Source organism: Pseudomonas sp. TH32, assembly GCF_016650855.1.
Lineage (GTDB): Bacteria > Pseudomonadota > Gammaproteobacteria > Pseudomonadales > Pseudomonadaceae > Aquipseudomonas.
The window spans coordinates 5,597,643-5,616,881 of sequence record NZ_JAEKFA010000002.1; the positions used below are offsets into that span (position 1 = coordinate 5,597,643).

A 19,239-nucleotide genomic window follows, 5' to 3' on the forward strand; every position below is an offset into this window, starting at 1 on the left:
GATAACCTTGTCCCTTTGTCGTCATTGGTCCGGCTATTCTAGCGCCTGACCCGCCGAAAAGGTTGATCCTGCTCATGAGCCAAGCCCCCCTCGTCCTGGTGGACGGTTCTTCTTACCTGTACCGCGCCTTTCACGCGCTGCCCCCGCTCACCACCTCCAAAGGCCTGCCCACCGGCGCGGTCAAGGGCGTGCTGAACATGCTCAAAAGCCTGCGCAAGCAGTACCCGAACAGCCCGTTCGCGGTGGTGTTCGACGCCAAGGGCGGGACATTTCGCGATGAGTTGTACGCCGAATACAAGGCCAACCGCGCGAGCATGCCGGATGACATGCGCGTGCAGATCGAGCCGCTGCACCAAAGCGTGATCGCCCTGGGTTTCCCGCTGCTGTGCGTCGAAGGCGTTGAAGCGGACGACGTGATCGGCACCCTGGCCCGCAGCAGCGCGGCCGCCGACCGGCCGGTGGTGATTTCCACCGGTGACAAGGACATGGCGCAGTTGGTGGACGGGCACATTACCTTGGTCAACACCATGACCGGTAGCGCCATGGACGTTGAGGGCGTGAAGGAGAAATTCGGTGTCGCTCCCGAGCAGATCATCGATTATCTGGCGCTGATGGGCGACTCGTCCGACAACATCCCGGGGGTTCCGGGCATTGGTCCAAAGACGGCTTCCGGCTTGCTGGTCGGCGTCAACGGCGGTTTGAAGGAGCTCTACGAGCAGCTCGATATCGTGCCGACCCTGCCGATTCGTGGCGCCAAGACCCTGGTCGCCAAGCTCGAAGAGCACAAGGAAAGTGCATTCCTTTCCTACCAGTTGGCGACGATCAAGATCGACGTGCCGCTGGATGTGGGCCTGGACGATTTGCACCTGATCGAGCCGGATCGCGAGAAGCTTCTGGAGCTGTACACGCTGCTGGAGTTCAAGAGCTGGATTGACGAGATTCAGCGTGACGCCAAGCGTGTCGAGTTGAGCGCGGCGCCCTCGGCCGCTGCCCCTGAAGAAGCGGGTGAGACGGTCGCCCCGGTTTCTGTGGAGCCGGTGTATGAAACCATCCTTACCCAGGCTCAATTCGATGCCTGGCTGAAGAAGCTCAACGACGCCAAGCTGTTCGCCTTTGATACCGAAACCACCGGTGTCGATGCCCAGCAAGCCCAGTTGGTGGGTGTGTCCTTTGCCGTAAAAGCCCACGAAGCAGCCTACATTCCGCTGACCCATTCCTACATCGGCGCGCCCGAACAGCTGGATCGGGACACCGTGCTGCTGGCCCTGAAGCCGTTGCTCGAAGACCCGGAAAAACTCAAGGTCGGCCAGCACGCCAAGTTCGACATGAACATCCTGGCCAACTGCGCCATCGGTGGCGACCCGGCGCATGGCATCACCGTGCGCGGCATCGCCTTCGACACCATGCTTGAGTCCTACGTGCTGAACTCCGTGGCGACCCGCCACGACATGGACAGCCTGGCGAAGAAGTACCTGGATTACGACACCGTCAGCTTCCAGGACATTGCCGGCAAGGGCGCCAAGCAGCTGACCTTTGATCAGATTGCCCTGGAGCAGGCCGGGCCTTACGCGGCGGAAGATGCCGATGTAACCCTGCGCTTGCATCAGGAACTGCATAAACAGCTTGCGGCTATCCCTACCCTCGCCAGCGTAGTGTCTGACATCGAGATGCCGTTGGTGCCGGTACTGGCGCGCATTGAGCGCCAGGGTGCCCTGGTGGATGCGGCCCTACTGGGCATCCAGAGTATCGAGCTGGGCAACAAGATGGTGGATCTGGAGCGCCAGGCGTACGAAATCGCAGGCGAGGAGTTCAACCTGGGTTCGCCCAAGCAGTTGGGGGCGATCCTCTACGAGAAGCTCGGGCTGCCCGTGCTGAAGAAGACCGGCAAGGGCCAGGCTTCGACGGCCGAGGAAGTCTTGGCCAAGTTGGCCGAAGACGACTATCCGTTGCCGAAAGTGCTGATGCAGTACCGCAGCATGAGCAAGTTGAAAAGTACGTACACCGACCGCCTGCCGGAACAGATCAACCCGCGTACCGGGCGCGTTCACACGTCCTATCACCAGGCCGTCGCGGCGACCGGGCGTCTGTCTTCCAGCGATCCGAACCTGCAGAACATTCCGGTGCGTACCGCTGAAGGCCGTCGGATTCGGCAGGCATTTGTCGCGCCCAAGGGCTACAAGCTGCTGGCGGCGGACTATTCGCAGATCGAGTTGCGCATCATGGCGCATTTGTCCAAGGACGAAGGCTTGCTGAACGCATTCCGCGACGACCTCGACGTGCACACCGCGACGGCGGCCGAGGTGTTCAAGGTTGAACTGGCTGAGGTCACGTCCAATCAGCGTCGCAGCGCCAAGGCGATCAACTTTGGCCTGATCTACGGCATGGGGGCCCAGAAGCTGGGCAAGGACATCGGTGTCGACACCAAGACCGCCAAGGCTTACATCGACATCTACTTCGCCCGTTACCCGGGGGTTCGCGAGTACATGGACCGCACCCGTGCCCAGGCAGCTGACCAGGGTTACGTGGAAACCCTGTTCGGACGCCGCCTGTACTTGCCGGATATCAACTCCAACAAGCCTCAGGAGCGCGCTGGCGCCGAGCGTACGGCGATCAACGCGCCGATGCAGGGCACCGCAGCCGATATCATCAAGAAGGCGATGGTGAAGGTCGACAACTGGCTGACGGACTCTGGCCTGGACGCCAAGGTTATCCTTCAGGTGCACGATGAATTGGTGCTGGAGGTGCGTGAGGACCTGGTGGCTGAAGTCAGCGCGAAGATTCGTGAGCACATGAGCGAGGCGGCGAAGCTGGATGTGCCGCTGGTGGTGGACGTCGGCGTGGGCAACAACTGGGACGAGGCGCACTAAGCGCAGGGCTTGGGCCGCGGCATCATGCCGCGGCCGCGCTTTAGATCGGAAAGCGCGGCGAGTTATTTCCAATAGTTTTTGGAGCGTGCCGGAACTTAACCCGTGAATTGCTACTCAGAGTTACTGAATGGGTGGTGAAGCCCTTCAATGCTCCTATGTTGTGTTAAGTGTTGGCAGATATCTGGACCCCGCCCTAGCGGTCCGGAACTTGGACCCCGAACTTCCCCTCCCCATACGAAGTCCGGGGTTTTTTTTGCCCCGAGTTTTTACTCGGCGACCTCCGAACCCTTGTCAGCCAGTTCCATCCAGCCTGCCAGAACAGTGTAGGCGTCTTCCAGACCCAGGCGTTTTGGCGCCGAAAACAGCTGGATGGTCACCGCATCGCCCCAACCTTTACGGATTTCGGCCTGCACTTTGAGCAGGGTGTTTTTCGCTGCGCCGTAGGTGAGTTTGTCGGCCTTGGTCAGCAGGATGTGCATCGGCATGCCGCTGGCGACGGCCCAGTCGAGCATCAACAGGTCGAAGTCGGTCATTGGATGACGGATGTCCATCATCAGAATCAAACCCTTCAAACTCTCCCGGCCACCCAGATAGGCTTCCAGGTGACGCTGCCAGTGCAGCTTCAGCGGGATAGGTACTTTTGCGTAACCGTAGCCCGGAAGGTCGACCAGACGCCGATCATCGTCTAGCTTGAAGAAGTTGAGGAGTTGTGTGCGCCCCGGGGTTTTCGAGGTGCGAGCCAGGCTGGCGTGGGTCAGGGTGTTCAGCGCGCTGGATTTACCGGCGTTGGAACGGCCGGCGAATGCGACTTCGAAGCCTTCGTCATCGGGGCATTGGTCGACTTTGGCGGCGCTGAGCATGAAGGTGGACTGTTGGCACAGGCCGAGGATGGGATTCTTGAGTTGCATGAGTTTTCCGATGTGGGCGGTGCCGGGAATGGGTGCGGCAAGCGGTGTCGTTTCCGTTTCAGTAGCGCCAGTATATAATGCCGCAGATTTTGTGTGTGCTTTGTCCCAGCGAAGGATGAAGTTCACGGGAGCGATAGACCTTTATTGCGCATTAGAACGCAAAACGCTCTCAAACCCTGAAAAGGTCGATGTATGACCAAGTGGCTGCTGGCTTTCGGTGTCTTGATGCCACTTTACAGTGCGCAGGCTACACAGGATCCGGAGGCTGTGTACAACCGCGTTTGCGGGGCCTGCCATGCCGGACAGTTGCCCAACGCCCCGAAACGGGGTGACCAGGCAGCCTGGAAGCCAAGATTGGCTCAAGGTATGGACACGCTGGTGCAACACGTGACCCAGGGTTTCAAGGCGATGCCGCCGCGTGGTTTGTGCATGGACTGCAGTACCGAGGATTACCAGGCCGTCATTCAGTTGATGGTGAGTAAACCCGGTCCATAACTCTTTAACCCTTAGCCGTAGTTGGATTAGCTGATGAACAAACTGATCGTGAGTCTGCTGTTGACCTTGGGCATCACCGGTGTTGCCCATGCCGCAGGCGACGCCACTGCCGGCCAGGCGAAAGCCGCCGTATGTGGTGCTTGCCATGGACCGGACGGTAATAGCCCGGCGCCAAACTTTCCAAAACTGGCCGGCCAGGGTGAGCGTTACCTGACCAAGCAGATGCACGACATCAAGGACGGCAAGCGTACGGTCCTGGAAATGACCGGCTTGTTGACCAACCTCAGCGATCAGGACCTGGCAGACATCGCGGCGTATTTTGCCAGCCAAAAGGGCAGCGTGGGGGCTGCTGATCCGAAACTGGTGGCCCACGGTGAAGAACTGTTCCGTGGCGGCAACCTGGAAAAAGGCATGCCTTCGTGCATCGGTTGCCACTCGCCTAACGGCGCAGGCCTCGCGGCTGCTGGCTTCCCGCACTTGAGCGGCCAGCATGCCCAGTACATCGGCAAACAGCTGACCGACTTCCGCGAAGGTAATCGTACCAACGACGGCGATACCAAAATCATGCAGAGCATCGCCGGGAAACTCAGCAACAAGGACATCGAAGCCGTGTCCCAATACATCCAGGGCCTGCACTAAGCGCCCTGGCTACGTTAACGCTCGATTAATCCGTCGATGCAAGCATAAAAAGGGTGGCCTAGGCCGCCCTTTTTTGTGGCCGGTGCCGTTACACTAACGAACTCATGTCCGCGTAGACCTGTCACAACAAAGGTCGCGTGAGGCGACTTTATTTGTCCAGGAGTAAAGCATGCGTAATCTGATCCTCAGCGCCGCTCTCGTCACTGCCAGCCTTTTCGGCATGACCGCACAAGCTGCCGACGTGCCGCTTGAAGCCGGTAAAACCTATGTTCAGTTGGAGACGCCTGTACCGGTTTCCGTGCCGGGCAAGATCGAAGTGGTGGAGCTGTTCTGGTACGGTTGCCCGCATTGCTACGCGTTTGAGCCGGTGATTAATCCGTGGATCGAGAAACTGCCTGCGGATGTCAATTTCGTGCGTATCCCGGCCCTGTTCGGTGGCCCATGGGATGCCCATGGCCAACTCTTCATCACCCTGGACACCATGGGTGTAGAGCACAAGGTTCACGCCGCCGTGTTCAACGCCATCCAGAAAGAAGGCAAGCGCCTGCTCAAGCCTGAGGACATGGCTGATTTCGTCGCCACTCAGGGCGTCGATAAAGCCAAGTTTGTTGAAACATTCAACTCGTTCGCCGTGAAGGGCAAGATGGCCCAATACAAGGCACTCGCCCAGAAGTACGGCGTGCAAGGCGTACCGACCCTGATCGTCAACGGCAAATACCGTTTTGACATCGGCAGCGCCGGTGGCGAAGAGCAAGCGCTGAACGTGGCTGACCAGTTGATCGCCAAAGAGCGCGCAGCCAAGTAAGGGGCCCGTCATGCGTCGCTGGGGTACTGAACGTGTCGTTGGCCTGCATGACCCGAAGGTCAACGAACACCACCTGGAATCCACGGGCCTGCCGGCAGACAGCCGGTTGCGCCTGCTCAGTTTCAACATCCAGGTGGGCATCAGTACCGAGAAATACCGGCACTACCTGACCCGTGGCTGGCAGCACCTGCTCCCCCACAACGGGCGTGCCGGCAATCTGCAAAAGATCGGTGACCTGCTGGGCGACTTCGACCTGGTAGCCCTGCAGGAGGCCGACGGTGGCAGCCTGCGCTCCGGCTACATCAACCAGGTCGAGCACCTGGCCCAGCTCGGGGCCTTTCCCTACTGGTATCAACAACTCAATCGCAACCTCGGCAAGCTCGGCCAGCACAGCAATGGTGTGCTCAGCCGTCTCAAGCCGTGGGCGATCGAGGATCACCCGTTACCCGGCCCGAAAGGCCGCGGGGCGATTCTCGTGCGGTTCGGCGAAGGGCCGGAAGCGTTGGTGGTGGTCATGATGCACCTCGCGCTGGGGGCTCGAACCCGCACCCTGCAGTTGGCCTATATCCGTGAGTTGATTGGCAACTACAAACACCAGGTGCTGATGGGTGACATGAACACCCATGCCACAGACCTGCTACAGAATTCCCCGTTGCGTGACCTTGGTTTGCTGGCGCCGCAAGTCGAAGCCACCTTTCCCAGCTGGCGCCCGCAACGTTGTCTTGATCACATCCTGCTCAGCCCGACCCTGACACTCGAAAGTGTGCAGGTACTGGCGCAGCCCATCTCCGATCACCTGCCGGTCGCGGTAGAGATTCGTCTGCCGGGTTCGCTCACGGCTGATGCATTGCCCGCGTTGAGCCCCGGCCCTCGCGGACCCCTTGCATGAGCGACGACGCCCAGCGCTGGAAAGAAAAATACCTTAAAAGCATCGAGCAACAAGAAAAGCTCGAACGCCGCTGGGCCGCCCGCCTCGACCTGCTGCGCCGCGGGCTGGTGCGCAGCACCCTGGCAGCTGAAGGCACCGACCGTGCGGTTGATCAATGCATGAAGGAAATGCGCGATGTTGTCCGCACGGACGACATGGACGCCGCCCTCGCCGCATTGCTGCCGCGCCTGGAAAAGGCCGTACTGGATTCGGAACAGCGCCGTGAAACCCGGGTCGACCAGATCGGCACGGCGTTGACGGCCCTGGTCACCCAGTTGCAGAAACTGCCCTTGCCGCGTGAGGTGAGTCGCCCGCTGAAGGCGTTTGCCAAACAGCTGGACGGTCGGGTCGGTCAGGCGCGGGAGATCCCGCTATTACTGAGTGAGTTGAGCGGCCTTCAGGGCCAGGCATTGAGTAACCTGGAGCCAGAGGGCGAAACCAGCCGTTCGAGCCCGGGGCTGTTACAGCGTCTGTTTGGCGCCAGGGACGCCGCGGCCGAAGCTCCGGAGGTGGAGGCCCCCGCGCCATCCCGTCCTGTGGTTCACGCGCCTGCTGCGCCTAAGCCTGCGGATGAGGTTGAAGTGCCAGCGCAATCGGCGGAGTTGACTCAAGCGCTGCGGGCTTTTGCGCCGCAGCCGAAAGCCCCGGCTTCCGTTGAACCACCGCCTGAGCGTGTACCGCAAGTAAAAGCTGCCGAGGTTGTCAGCGAAGCGCCGCCGGTGGCTCCGGTCGTCGTGGCCGTCGCGCCCGTCATCGAAGTGCCTCCAGAGATGATCGAACCGCTGGAGCCCGAACAACCGGTCGAAACGGACGTTGAACCTGCCGTTGAGAGCGCGCTCGCCGCCATGGTCGAAGCGCCAGAGGTGCAGGTCCGGGAGCCGGAGCAGACGGAGATCGGCAGTCTCTCCTTGCCACCGGTCATGGCTGACGAGCCGCAAGAATCGCCCGAGCCCGCAGAGCTGAACCCCGACGAGCTGCAAGCGGATCAGGCCTACGCCTTGCCCGACACCCCCGAGCCGTCTTACAGCTCGGTGGCCAAACACATTGAAGACACCCTGATCGGCTTGCTGGAAGACCTGTCGCTGCCAGAGCGCCATCGGCCCCAGGCCGAAGCCATGCGTGAACGTCTGGCCCATGGGTTGAACTGGTACGAACTGCTGCCGATCCTCGATGACCTGGCGGTGTTGATGCTGGCAATCACCGACAGTGGCCAGCACGAGTTTGAGGCCTACCTCAAGCAGCTTAACGAGCGCCTCGAAGCATTCCAGGGGCACTTGCAGGTGGCCAGTGATGGCCACGCGGACAGTCGCTCGGCCGCCAGAGAACTGGATACCCAGATCCGTGAACAGGTGGATGGCTTGCAAACCAGCGTCCAGGACGCCGCCGACCTCGACAGCCTCAAGCACGTACTGGAGAGCCATCTCGAGGGTTTGCTGGGCACCATGGACGAACACCAGCACCAGCGTGACCAGCGCGAACAGGAAGTCGCCGCGCGCCTGAAAGGCCTCGCCGAACGAGTGGCCAATATGGAGCAAGAGGCTCAAGGCTACCGTGAGCACCTGGAGGTTCAGCGCCAGAAAGCCTTGATCGACCCGCTCACCGGCTTGCCCAACCGCGCCGCCTGGAGCGAGCGCCTGGAGCACGAGGTCAACGCCTGGCACCAGCGTGGCAATAGCCTGTCGCTGGCGATGCTGGACCTCGACCATTTCAAACGCATCAACGACGGTTATGGTCACTTGGCGGGCGACAAGGTGCTGAAAATCATCGCCACGGTGCTTCGAAAGCGCCTGCGCCCCAACGACTTCATTGCGCGCTTTGGCGGTGAAGAGTTTGTGCTGCTGATGCCCAACTCATCGCTGTCCGATGCCTTGGCCGTGGGTGAAACCTTGCGGGCCGCCATCGAAGCCTGCCCGTTTCACTTCAAGGGCGAGCCGGTGACGATTACGGTGTCCATGGGCATGGCGCAGTTTCAGCCGGGCGAACGCAGTGACCTGGCCCTCAAGCGCGCCGACGAGGCGTTGTATCGCGCCAAGGCAGCGGGGCGTAATCAGGTGCAGGCTGCCTGAAAATGTTCCATTTTGTTTAAAACGTCGCATTTGGCCGCTGGGCAGCAAACGGTACGTTACACTGTTGCATTATCGTCTTAAGCGTATTGTCTGCTGCCATGAAATTTCTGTGTTCTGCCTTTCTGCTTCTCCTGCTCGCCGGTTGCGCGAGCGGCCCTCGCCTGGACACCAGCCACCCGTCGTCGAACCACGACAACCGTGTGCAGTTCGTCATCGTGCACTACACCTCGGCGTCCCTTGAGCGTTCCCTCGCGCTGTTGACCCACGGCCAGGTCAGCAGCCATTACCTGATCGGCGACGATGCTTCAGGCACCATCTACAAGCTGGTGGATGAAAGCCAGCGCGCCTGGCATGCCGGAGAAAGTGAGTGGATGGGGCGCACGTGGCTCAACTCCAGCTCCATCGGGATCGAGATCGTGAACCCGGGGTACCGCGATTTGCCGACGGGCCGCGTCTGGTACCCGTACACCGAGGCGCAGGTGCAGTCGCTGGTGGTGCTGCTCAAGGACATCAGCAAGCGCAACGGCATCGACCCGCGAAACATCATCGGCCACAGCGACATTGCCCCGCTGCGCAAGCTGGACCCGGGCCCGCTGTTCCCCTGGAAGCGCCTGGCGGATGAAGGGCTGGGCATGTGGCCGGACGCCAAGGCGGTTGCCCGTTACCAGGTGCAGTACGCCAGCGATTTGCCGAGCATTACCTGGTTCCAGGAAGAGTTGGCGAAGTTGGGCTATCCGACGCCGCAGACCGGCGAGCTGGATGTGGCGACGCGGCATGTGATGGCCGCGTTCCAGATGCACTTCCGGGCGTCGCTGTTTGACGGGACGCCGGATGCCGAAAGTGCTGCGATCCTGCGGGCGTTGAATCACCAGTAACTGTTGCCGGCGATGGTCTCCTCAGCATCGCCATTGCCGGCAAGCCGGGCTTCTACAAAGGCAGCGCCATGTAGAACTGCGTCCCCTGCCCGGGCCGTGAATAAACCCCCATGCGCCCACCGTGCAACTGCACGATTTCCTTGCACAGCGCCAGGCCCAGGCCGGCGCCGCCTTTCTTGCGGCCTACCTGCACAAACGGTTCGAAGATCCGTCCCTGCTGGCCGTAGGCAATGCCTTCACCGTTGTCTTCGACGCTGACAATCACTCGTTCGCCATGGCGACGCGCCTGCAGGCGGATCTGACCACCGTCGGCCGTGTGTCGCAGGGCATTGCCCAGCAAGTTGTCGAGCACCCGCTCCAACTGCGCCCGATCGGCATGCAACCTCGGCAGCGGGGACTGTTCCTCAACCAGCAATTCGATGTTTTGCGCATTCGCCTGCTCGGCGAAGCGGGCGCGGGCATGTTCGAGCAGGTCGCTGATGTCGCACGGGCCCAGGGTGAGCTTCTGCAAGCCATTCTGGTAACGCGAGAAGTTGAGCAAGTCGTTGATCAACTGCATCAGGCGCTGCATTTCTTCGTTGACCGTATCCAGCAAGTCCGCTTCGCGAGACTCCGCAGGAAACTTCGCCCGTTCACGGAACAAGCCGAATGCCATGTGCATGCCCGTTACCGGCGTGCGCAACTCATGGGATGCGCGTAATACAAACTCACTGCGCACCCGTTCAAAGGCGCGTTGTTCGGTGACGTCGTGCAGCACCATCACCGCTCCCAGAATATGCCCTTGGGTATGGCTGACCGGCGTCAGGCTGTACGTCAGCAGGCGCAACTCGCCTTCGACCTCCACTTCCAGGTCTTCGGGTGCGCGCTCCAGGTTGCCGCCGCGCAGCACCAGGTGCAGTTGTTCATCCAGTTCCGGTCGGTCCAATGCATCACCAAGGCCCTGGCCCAGGCGCTCCTCGTCCCAGCCCAGTTGGCGCTGTGCCACCGGGTTAAGGTGCTCAAGGCGGCCTTGGCGGTCGATCATCAGCAGGCCATCGTCGATGCTGTCGAGCACCGCCTGCAGGCGTTGCTGCCCGGCGAGCAGTTCATCGACATTGGTTGCCTGATGCTGGCGCAAGGCTTCGGCCATGATGCCGAAGCGGCGGGTCAGCAGGTTCATCTCGGCGGCCGAGGAAATGGGCAGGGTGACTTCGAAGTTACCCTGGCCGATCTTGTCGGCGGCCTTGGCCAGGGCTTCGATTGGCCCGCCAAAGCGCCGCGCGATACCGTGAGCCGTCACGAAGCCAATGATCAGCACTGCCAGTCCGACCAGGCCCAACAGACCGGCAATCAACAGCGCGCGTTCCCGGGACTTGTGTTCGGTGTCGTTGATGTTGTCCAGGGCCTTCTTGTGCTCGGCGATCAGGCCGTTACGCAAGATGTTGAAGCGCTCGGTCAGCTCGTCGTTGTTGCGCAGTGCCGGCGGGGCATTTTCATTTTTGTCGAATGCCTCGAGAAAGCTCAGGTAGTTGGTTTTCGCCTGGGTAAAGCCGCTGGTTGCGGCATCCTTGTGCTCGTGATCGATGCCTTGCTGCAACAGGCTGAAATAGCGCTGCTTGGAGTCCTCAAGGGCGGCACGATTGGGCTGCTCGTTGAGCATGATCATCAACTGATCGCCGAGGGTTTGCCGAAGCTTGAGCCCCAGGTCCAGGGTGATGAAGTTGCTGCGAATCAACGATTCCTGGGTCTTGGCCATTTGCATGACACTCACCAGCCCCAGCAGCAATCCCAACAGGGCAACGGTGATCAGCGCAGAAATGCTCAGGAACAGCCGAGTGCGCAGCTTCATCGCAAGCTTCATAAGTTACAGCTCACAGGTTGTATTGTTTGCGTTTGCGGTACAGCGTCGACGCATCAATGCCAAGGGTCCGGGCTGCCTGGTCCAGGGTGTCACTGGTGGCCAGCACTGCGCCGATATGGGCTTTTTCCAATTCATCCAGGCTGAGCGCCGCGCCAATACGCGGGGCGTTGTTGGTTGGCTGTTCGGCCATGCCGAGGTGGCTGATTTCGACCTTTTCCTGTGGGCAGATGATGCTGGCCCGCTCCACCACGTTGCGCAGTTCACGGATGTTCCCCGGCCAGCGGTAGTTGAGCAGTGCCTCACGGGCTTCATCGCTGAATCCTCGAGCCGGTCGGGCATATTCCTTCACGAAGCGCGCAAGGAAGCGGTCGGCCAGGGTCAGGATGTCTTCGCTGCGTTCGCGCAGGGGCGGCAGGTGCAACGTGATGACATTCAGGCGATACAGCAGGTCTTCACGGAAACGGCCGTCGCGGACCATGTCTTCCAGGTTCAGGTTGGTGGCGGCAAGGATTCGCACGTCGGCACGGCGAGTCACCGGGTCGCCGACGCGCTCGTATTCCTTGTCCTGGATGAAACGCAGCAACTTGGGTTGCAAGGTCAGCGGAAAATCGCCGATCTCGTCGAGAAACAGCGTGCCGCCGTCTGCCTGGTTGACGCGGCCGAGGGTGCTTTCGCTGGCGCCGGTAAACGCGCCGCGACTGTGGCCAAACAGTTCACTTTCCATCAATTCTGCGGTCAGCGATGGGCAGTTGATGGTGACGCAGGACTTCTTCGCCCGCTTGCTCCAGCCGTGGATGGCCCGGGCCAGCTCCCCTTTACCGGTGCCGGATTCGCCAAGAATCAGGATGTTGGCGTCAGTGCCCGCCACTTGGCGTGCGGTTTCCAGCACCACCATCATTGCCGGGCTGTGGGAGTCGAGGCCGTCCTTGGGCTGGCGCACTTCGCCTTCCAGGGCTTCCAGGCGCGCAGAGAGCTGGCGCACCTCCAGCTGCTTGGCCGTGGCCAGACGCAATTGGTCGGGGCTGCACGGTTTGACCAGGTAGTCGGCAGCGCCGGCCTGGATCGCATCCACGGCGGTGTCGACGGCCGAATGGGCGGTGACAATCACCACGCGCATCCAGGGCGCCTGAATGCGCATTTGCGCCAGGACGTCGAGGCCGTTGTCTTCGCCCAGGCGCAGGTCCAGGAAGCACAGGTCAAACACCTGGCGTTGCAACAAGGCATCGGCCTGGGCGGCGCTGTTGGCGGTGGCTACGGTGTAGCCTTCATCTTCCAGGCAGTAACGGAAGGTGCGAAGGATCGCGGATTCGTCATCCACTAAAAGAATGCGGCCTTGAAGTTCCTTGGCTGATTCCATCTGTCCCGCGCTCCTTAAGAATGAATGATGTTGTTTAGTCCCGGAATAATCGGGCAAGTTGCATGGTTTATTCTGATTGATTAAAGCCGTCATCGTGCAGCTATCTGCGCTTCTTCTTACAGAGACGCCGATTCAAGGCGTTTTTATCTCCCTCTAGCCACTTCGGCAGCCGAACGTTGCGTTCCTATCCCCCGATCCGACCAGTGACCATCGTGCATTTCGCACGGTATGGATAGGGGCATCGTGCAGGATGCTCGTGGTGTCAAAGCGCTTTTGTTTTTAACTAATTGATTTTATTGAGTTTTATTTTGTTAAAAAACTGGCACGCAGGCTGCAATACACCTCATACGAGCTTCATCAACGAATAATCAGAATGCGGGAGAGATACAGCATGACTCGCCAAAGACTCACCCAACTGCGTGTATCGCCACTGCGTCTGCAACAGGGGTTGTTTGCCAGCCTGGCCCTGATGGTGACCTTGATCGGTGGTCAGCAATTGGCGCATTGGCAGCAGAGTCAGCCGCAAGCCGCGCATTTTGAACGCCCGATGATGACCCAGACCCATTTCCGTTCCGTCGGTGGTTCCGCCGCCGACGTGACAACCCCGCAACTGACGGCGGTTGAACAGGATTCCACCCTCGGCGACCTGCCTTATCAGGAACGCTGGGTGTTCTAGGCAAGACACGGTCCTTCAATCGAGCGACCGCACGCATCACCGCTGTTACCCCTAAAAGAAGCGTAAGGAGAATCACCATGTTGAGTTGGGCAATCACATTTCTGATCATCGCCATTGTGGCTGCAGTCCTGGGCTTCGGTGGTATCGCGGGCACCGCCACGGGTATCGCCAAGATTCTGTTTGTGGTCTTCCTGGTGATGTTCATCGCTTCCTTCTTCTTTGGCCGTCGTGGCCGAGGCTAAACATGTTCAATTCGTCCCTTAAAGCCCTGGCTGCCGCCCTGTTGTTGGGCGGCAGCGGTCTGGCACTGGCCGCCAATGACGGCCAGTCCCGGGCCAACGAACTGCTGAGTGCGGACCCGCAGTACCGCGAAACCTGGCAGAGCGTGGTCAAGAAGGAAGAGCGTCTGCCGGAATGGGTGATGAACCTGTCGGGCAGCGCTGAACAAATGAACGCCGTTGAAGAGGATGGTGACAAGTACTTGGTAGGGCCACTCTGCGAAACCGCAGACACGTGCCTGAACAAGCGCCTGATCGTCGCCTTCAGCTTTGACAAGGAAGATGCCTATGCAATGTTGGTGGAAGTTCCGGCCGGCCTGCCGTCGGACAAATCGCCAACACGGCACGCCGACTACCGTTTTCTTGGCAAGCCGGACGAAGGCATGCAGAAGCTGTTGATGGAACAGCTCAAGAAAGATCCGAATTGGTACTAGGTTTGGTCTGACGACGCTGTCGTCTACCGGCTTATCGTCCATAGAAAGGAGCGCCACGCTTCTTTCTGTCTGCACGGCCCGACAAGGGCGGTGCATGACCAGGGGGCCGGGTTGCTCTGATCGATAGGGTCGGCGTGACCTACGGGGACAGGGAGTGCCTGCGCAAGGGCCGGGTCAGGTGAAAAGCTGCGACGCAAGTTCGCAAGCCGATGGCTTGTGGAACTTGCGACGGGCTTATGGCTCTTATCCCCGCTTCCGTCATGCCGCCCATAGCGGCAATTTTCCTTTTTGCATCGCCACAACCATTTCCTGGTGTTTCCACGTGACCATCTATCGAGAAAGTTTGTCTCCTGCCAGACGGGTTTTTCGGTGGTATGCGTAGGAATTTTCAGGGGTTTTCAGCTGAGGCCGTAGATTTTCAAAAAACCCTGCGCGAGCCTGAAATGGCCGGTTCGCGGCATTTATGCCTGCCGAAATGTCGTATTCGAACTGACCGGTCAGACAGAAAAACTCAAAAAATCTCATGCCGATTCGGCATAGGGTAGGCGTTTACGGCATTAGACGTCGCCTCCTTGCATCGGAATAGTTGCGCCTTTTTTCGCCTGCCAGTGAGCCATATCGGCCAACTGCGGTGACCTTCTACGGGGGCAGATGCACACACTTTTTCGCTCTCGAGCGTTCCAGCTGCTGGCGCATCTGCCTGAGTCCACTTGAAGTAAGGGTAATGACATGAAGAAGGCAAAGCTAAGCCTCGCCTGGCAGATCCTCATCGGTCTGGTGCTGGGGATTGCAATCGGTGCGGTGCTTAACCATTTCAGTGCTGAAAAGGCCTGGTGGATCAGCAACGTGTTGCAGCCTGCTGGCGATATCTTTATCCGCCTGATCAAGATGATCGTTATCCCGATCGTGATTTCGTCGCTGATTGTGGGAATCGCCGGCGTTGGGGATGCGAAAAAGCTCGGTCGGATCGGCGTGAAAACCATCCTTTACTTCGAAGTGGTCACCACCATCGCCATTGTGGTCGGCCTGCTGCTGGCCAACCTGTTCCATCCGGGTACCGGCATCGACATGAGTACCCTGGGTACCGTCGACATCTCCAAATACACCGCCACCGCCGCCGAGGTTCAGCACGAGCACGCGTTCATCGAGACGATCCTCAACCTGATCCCGTCGAACATCTTCGCCGCCGTGGCCCGTGGCGACATGCTGCCGATCATCTTCTTCTCGGTGTTGTTCGGCCTCGGCTTGTCGAGCCTCAAGCCTGAACTGCGCGAGCCCCTGGTGACCATGTTCCAGGGCGTGTCCGAGAGCATGTTCAAAGTCACCCACATGATCATGAAGTACGCCCCGATCGGTGTATTTGCCCTGATTGCGGTGACCGTCGCCAACTTCGGTTTCGCCTCGCTGCTGCCGCTGGCCAAGCTGGTAATTCTGGTTTACGTCGCGATCCTGTTCTTTGCTTTTGTGGTGCTGGGCCTGATCGCTCGCCTGTTCGGTTTCTCGGTGATCAAGCTGATGCGCATCTTCAAGGATGAGCTGGTACTGGCCTACTCCACCGCCAGTTCCGAAACCGTGCTGCCGCGTGTGATCGAGAAGATGGAAGCCTACGGCGCGCCGAAAGCGATCTGCAGCTTCGTGGTACCCACCGGCTACTCGTTCAACCTCGACGGTTCGACCCTGTACCAGAGCATCGCGGCGATCTTTATCGCTCAGCTGTATGGCATCGACTTGTCGATTGGCCAGCAACTGATGCTGGTACTGACCCTGATGGTCACCTCCAAAGGTATCGCCGGCGTGCCGGGCGTGTCCTTCGTGGTGCTGCTGGCGACCCTGGGCAGCGTGGGCATTCCGCTGGAAGGCCTGGCATTTATCGCCGGTGTCGACCGCATCATGGACATGGCCCGTACCGCACTGAACGTGATCGGCAACGCCTTGGCCGTACTGGTCATCTCCCGCTGGGAAGGCATGTACGACGACGCCAAGGGCGAGCGCTACTGGAACTCCCTGCCACACTGGCGCACCAAGGAAGCACTGCCGGCCGGCGAGACCACGCGCGGCTGATCGCCAGGACTGCCTCCTACACAAACCCCGGAAAATCCGGGGTTTGTCGTTTCTGCCAGCCCCGCTATCATTCGCCCCATCTTTCGGGGGATTCAACTGATGCTCAATGGCCTGTGGCTTGGCTTTTTTATCGTGGCGATGGTGTCCGCGCTGGCGCAATGGCTGATCGGCGGCAACGCCGGCATCTTTGCAGCGATGGTGGAAAGCATCTTCGCCATGGCCAAGTTGTCGGTCGAGGTGATGGTGCTGCTGTTCGGCACCCTGACCTTATGGCTGGGCTTCCTGCGCATCGCCGAGAAAGCCGGGATCGTCGACTGGCTGGCCAAGGCGCTGGGGCCGCTGTTCCGCCGCCTGATGCCGGAAGTGCCCGCCGGCCACCCGGCCATCGGCTTGATCACCCTCAACTTCGCCGCCAACGGCCTGGGCCTCGACAACGCCGCCACGCCCATCGGCCTCAAGGCCATGAAGGCGCTGCAAGAGCTCAACCCGATTCCCAATACGGCCAGTAACGCGCAAATCCTGTTCCTGGTGCTCAACGCGTCTTCCCTGACCCTGCTGCCGGTGACGATCTTCATGTACCGCGCCCAGCAAGGTGCGGCTGACCCGACGCTGGTGTTCCTGCCGATCCTGCTGGCCACCAGCGCTTCGACCCTGGTGGGCCTGCTGTCGGTGGCGGTGATGCAACGCCTGCGGCTGTGGGACCCGGTGGTGCTTGCGTATCTGGTTCCGGGTGCGCTGGTACTGGGTGGCTTCATGGCCTTGTTGGCGACGCTCTCAGCCACTGCGCTGGCGGGGCTGTCTTCGATCCTCGGCAATCTGACGCTGTTCGGGCTGATCATGCTGTTCCTGGTGATTGGCGCGTTGCGCAAGGTCAAGGTCTACGAGGCGTTTGTCGAAGGCGCCAAAGAAGGCTTCGACGTCGCCAAGAACCTGCTGCCGTATCTGGTGGCGATGCTGTGTGCGGTAGGCGTGTTGCGCGCGTCCGGTGCGCTGGATTTCGGCCTGGAAGGCATTCGCCATCTGGTGGCCTGGACCGGCATGGACACGCGCTTTGTCGATGCGTTGCCGACGGCGATGGTCAAGCCGTTCTCTGGCAGTGCGGCGCGGGCGATGCTGATTGAGACGATGCAGACCCAGGGCGTGGACAGCTTCCCGGCGTTGGTGGCGGCGACGATCCAGGGCAGTACCGAAACCACCTTTTATGTGCTGGCGGTGTACTTCGGCTCGGTGGGCATCCAGCGGGCGCGGCATGCGGTGGGGTGTGCGTTGTTGGCAGAGCTTGCTGGTGTAGTGGCGGCGATTGCCGTCTGCTACTGGTTCTTCGGCTAAGACCTGAATCCCTGTGGCGAGGGAGCTTGCTCCCGTTGGGCCGCGAAGCGGCCCCAGTAAGTTATCGCAGGTGTGTCAGTCAAAGCTCATTGACTGGTTTTGGGGCTGCTGCGCAGCCCAACGGGAGCAAGCTCCCTCGCCACAAAAGCGCGGCTTCCCAGCCCCACCACCCAATCCACCACCTGCTTGTTCAGCGCATCCCCGGCCTGACCAAATCCTGCGACTACGGCAGGCACCTTGGTATCCCCTACCGGCTGCCTCACCTCAAACCGCTTGCTGGCAATAATCCGCTGATCACTCCCGCGTACCAGCCGCGCATCCAGGCGTATCACCACCTCAACCGCGCTGCCGCGGTACTCACTCTGAAACGCCTGCAACTGCCCTCCCAGCTCAAAGTCCGCCTGCAGATTGGTCTCGTCGGTACTGAGCAACGTCACACGTCCATCCCGCTGAAAACCGTCCAGCAACCGGTTGCGCAACAGCACCGGCGCCGGATCGCTCCAGCGTGAGTTCGCGTAGCTGCTGATCAGGTCACCGTTAGGCACCACGGCAATCCGCGGGCTGTCGAGGAATTCGCTGGTCTGCGGCTTGGCCACCCGCAGCGACCACGCCACAGGGCTGGCCTGTGCGGTGGTCTGCGCCGATGGCAACCGGTACACGTCCGAAGGATCTGCCTTGGGCAAGATCGAGCACGCACTGACCAATGCCAGCGCAACGGGGACGATCATTTGGTAAGCACGCTTCATGGCGTGAACTCCTTGTTCTTGTCGCTGCCCAGCAGGTAACCGCTGGGGTTGGCTTCCAGGCGGCGGGAAATCGCGCGTAACGAGCCCAGGGTTTCCCGCAGCTCGCGTACCGCAGGCGCCAGTTCGTTGAGGCCCTGCATGCCGCTGTTCAGGGAATCCTTGTTGTTGGTCAGCAAGGTGTCGATGGTGGCTGTGCTTTGTTGAAGGGACTGCATGGCCTTCTCGGCGCTGCCAAACATCTGCTTGCCCTGGTCGTTGAGCAAACCGTTGGCGTTGCGCATCAGCGCGGTGGTCTGCTCCAGCGTGGCACTGGCCTGTTTGCTCATCTGCATCAATTGCTGCATCACCACTTTGATGTCGCCGCGTTGATCGGCAATCGCGCCAGTGGTCTGTTGCAGGTTATCCAGGGTATTGCTGAGGCGGTCGACGTTCTCTCGGGAGAACATATGATTGGCGTTGTGCAGCAGCAGGTTGATGCTGGTCATCAAGTCATTGCTGTTGTTCAGCAGGCGCGCGATAGGCGATGGAGAGGCGATGATTTGCGGCAGTTCGCCGTCCTTGCCCTTGAGTTCCGGGCTTTGGGGTGTGCCGCCGCTGAGCTGGATGATCGACGTGCCGGTGATGCCGGTCAGGGCCAGCTTGGCCTGGGTGTCTTCCTTGATCGGCGTTTGCCCGGCCAGGCGGATGCGCGCCAGCACCCGGCGCGGGTCTTTCGGGTCGAGGCGCAGGCTGGTGACATCGCCGACCTTGATCCCGCTGTACTGCACCGCGCTGCCTTGGGACAGGCCACTGACGGCCTCGTTGAAGATCACTTCGTAATCCTGAAACGCGCTGTCGACGCTGGATTTGGCCAGCCACAGGCCAAACAGCATGGCACCGACCACGACGATCACGCTGAACAGACCGATCATCACATGATGGGCTCGGGTTTCCAT

Annotated in this window: 17 protein-coding genes; 12 read left to right on the forward strand and 5 right to left on the reverse strand. The window is 60.4% G+C overall.

Annotation, left to right across the window (positions count from 1 at the left end):
* Window positions 1-74 precede the first annotated feature (74 nt).
* Window positions 75-2,867, forward strand: a complete 2,793-nt coding sequence (gene polA, locus JFV30_RS29410; protein WP_201125808.1) for a DNA polymerase I — start codon at window positions 75-77, stop codon at window positions 2,865-2,867.
* A 266-nt stretch (window positions 2,868-3,133) separates the two neighbouring features.
* Here the strand turns inward: polA and yihA are convergent, their stop codons facing one another.
* Complete coding sequence (gene yihA, locus JFV30_RS29415; RefSeq protein ID WP_010168644.1) at window positions 3,134-3,775, reverse strand: ribosome biogenesis GTP-binding protein YihA/YsxC; 642 nt, start codon at window positions 3,773-3,775, stop codon at window positions 3,134-3,136.
* A gap of 192 nt (window positions 3,776-3,967) precedes the next feature.
* Between yihA and JFV30_RS29420 the strand changes: the two genes are divergently transcribed.
* The 6 genes from JFV30_RS29420 (at window position 3,968) to JFV30_RS29445 (ending at window position 9,583) form a co-directional block, all read left to right on the forward strand.
* Entirely contained in the window at window positions 3,968-4,270 is a 303-nt protein-coding gene (locus JFV30_RS29420; RefSeq protein WP_010168645.1) for a c-type cytochrome, read from the forward strand.
* Between the two features lie 33 nt (window positions 4,271-4,303).
* Window positions 4,304-4,909 (forward strand): c-type cytochrome, encoded by a 606-nt coding sequence (locus tag JFV30_RS29425; RefSeq protein ID WP_010168648.1) that lies wholly within the window; start codon window positions 4,304-4,306, stop codon window positions 4,907-4,909.
* Between the two features lie 169 nt (window positions 4,910-5,078).
* A complete protein-coding gene (locus JFV30_RS29430; protein WP_010168650.1) occupies window positions 5,079-5,714 on the forward strand; it encodes a thiol:disulfide interchange protein DsbA/DsbL in 636 nt (211 codons plus the stop codon).
* 10 nt (window positions 5,715-5,724) lie between these two features.
* Complete coding sequence (locus JFV30_RS29435) at window positions 5,725-6,603, forward strand: endonuclease/exonuclease/phosphatase family protein (RefSeq protein ID WP_010168652.1); 879 nt, start codon at window positions 5,725-5,727, stop codon at window positions 6,601-6,603.
* Entirely contained in the window at window positions 6,600-8,708 is a 2,109-nt protein-coding gene (locus JFV30_RS29440) for a GGDEF domain-containing protein (RefSeq protein WP_201125809.1), read from the forward strand. The genes JFV30_RS29435 and JFV30_RS29440 overlap by 4 nt, the downstream gene beginning before the upstream one ends.
* A gap of 98 nt (window positions 8,709-8,806) precedes the next feature.
* Window positions 8,807-9,583: an N-acetylmuramoyl-L-alanine amidase gene (locus JFV30_RS29445; protein WP_010168656.1), complete on the forward strand. Its 777-nt coding sequence runs from the start codon at window positions 8,807-8,809 to the stop codon at window positions 9,581-9,583.
* A 52-nt stretch (window positions 9,584-9,635) separates the two neighbouring features.
* On the opposite strand, the gene JFV30_RS29450 is transcribed toward JFV30_RS29445, so the two are convergent.
* Together JFV30_RS29450 and algB are read right to left on the reverse strand one after the other, a co-directional pair.
* Window positions 9,636-11,423 (reverse strand): KinB sensor domain-containing domain, encoded by a 1,788-nt coding sequence (locus JFV30_RS29450; RefSeq protein ID WP_010168657.1) that lies wholly within the window; start codon window positions 11,421-11,423, stop codon window positions 9,636-9,638.
* Between the two features lie 10 nt (window positions 11,424-11,433).
* Window positions 11,434-12,780: a sigma-54-dependent response regulator transcription factor AlgB gene (gene algB / locus JFV30_RS29455; RefSeq protein ID WP_010168658.1), complete on the reverse strand. Its 1,347-nt coding sequence runs from the start codon at window positions 12,778-12,780 to the stop codon at window positions 11,434-11,436.
* Window positions 12,781-13,171: 391 nt separating this feature from the next.
* On the opposite strand from algB, the gene JFV30_RS29460 reads away from it, so the two are divergent.
* From JFV30_RS29460 to JFV30_RS29480, 5 genes are all read left to right on the forward strand, one after another.
* Entirely contained in the window at window positions 13,172-13,456 is a 285-nt protein-coding gene (locus tag JFV30_RS29460; RefSeq protein WP_201125810.1) for a hypothetical protein, read from the forward strand.
* Between the two features lie 77 nt (window positions 13,457-13,533).
* Window positions 13,534-13,698, forward strand: a complete 165-nt coding sequence (locus JFV30_RS29465; RefSeq protein WP_003170804.1) for a DUF1328 domain-containing protein — start codon at window positions 13,534-13,536, stop codon at window positions 13,696-13,698.
* A 2-nt stretch (window positions 13,699-13,700) separates the two neighbouring features.
* Window positions 13,701-14,168 (forward strand): inhibitor of vertebrate lysozyme family protein, encoded by a 468-nt coding sequence (locus JFV30_RS29470; protein ID WP_010168664.1) that lies wholly within the window; start codon window positions 13,701-13,703, stop codon window positions 14,166-14,168.
* 729 nt (window positions 14,169-14,897) lie between these two features.
* Window positions 14,898-16,229 (forward strand): glutamate/aspartate:proton symporter GltP, encoded by a 1,332-nt coding sequence (gene gltP / locus JFV30_RS29475; protein ID WP_010168665.1) that lies wholly within the window; start codon window positions 14,898-14,900, stop codon window positions 16,227-16,229.
* A 99-nt stretch (window positions 16,230-16,328) separates the two neighbouring features.
* On the forward strand, window positions 16,329-17,558 hold the full coding sequence (locus tag JFV30_RS29480) for a nucleoside recognition domain-containing protein (protein WP_201125811.1): 1,230 nt from the start codon (window positions 16,329-16,331) through the stop codon (window positions 17,556-17,558).
* Between the two features lie 86 nt (window positions 17,559-17,644).
* Here the strand turns inward: JFV30_RS29480 and JFV30_RS29485 are convergent, their stop codons facing one another.
* Together JFV30_RS29485 and JFV30_RS29490 are read right to left on the reverse strand one after the other, a co-directional pair.
* Window positions 17,645-18,304: an ABC-type transport auxiliary lipoprotein family protein gene (locus JFV30_RS29485; RefSeq protein ID WP_201125812.1), complete on the reverse strand. Its 660-nt coding sequence runs from the start codon at window positions 18,302-18,304 to the stop codon at window positions 17,645-17,647.
* Window positions 18,301-19,239, reverse strand: coding sequence for an MlaD family protein (locus JFV30_RS29490; RefSeq protein WP_201125813.1), 939 nt, complete (start codon window positions 19,237-19,239; stop codon window positions 18,301-18,303). Before JFV30_RS29490 ends, JFV30_RS29485 begins: the two co-directional genes overlap by 4 nt.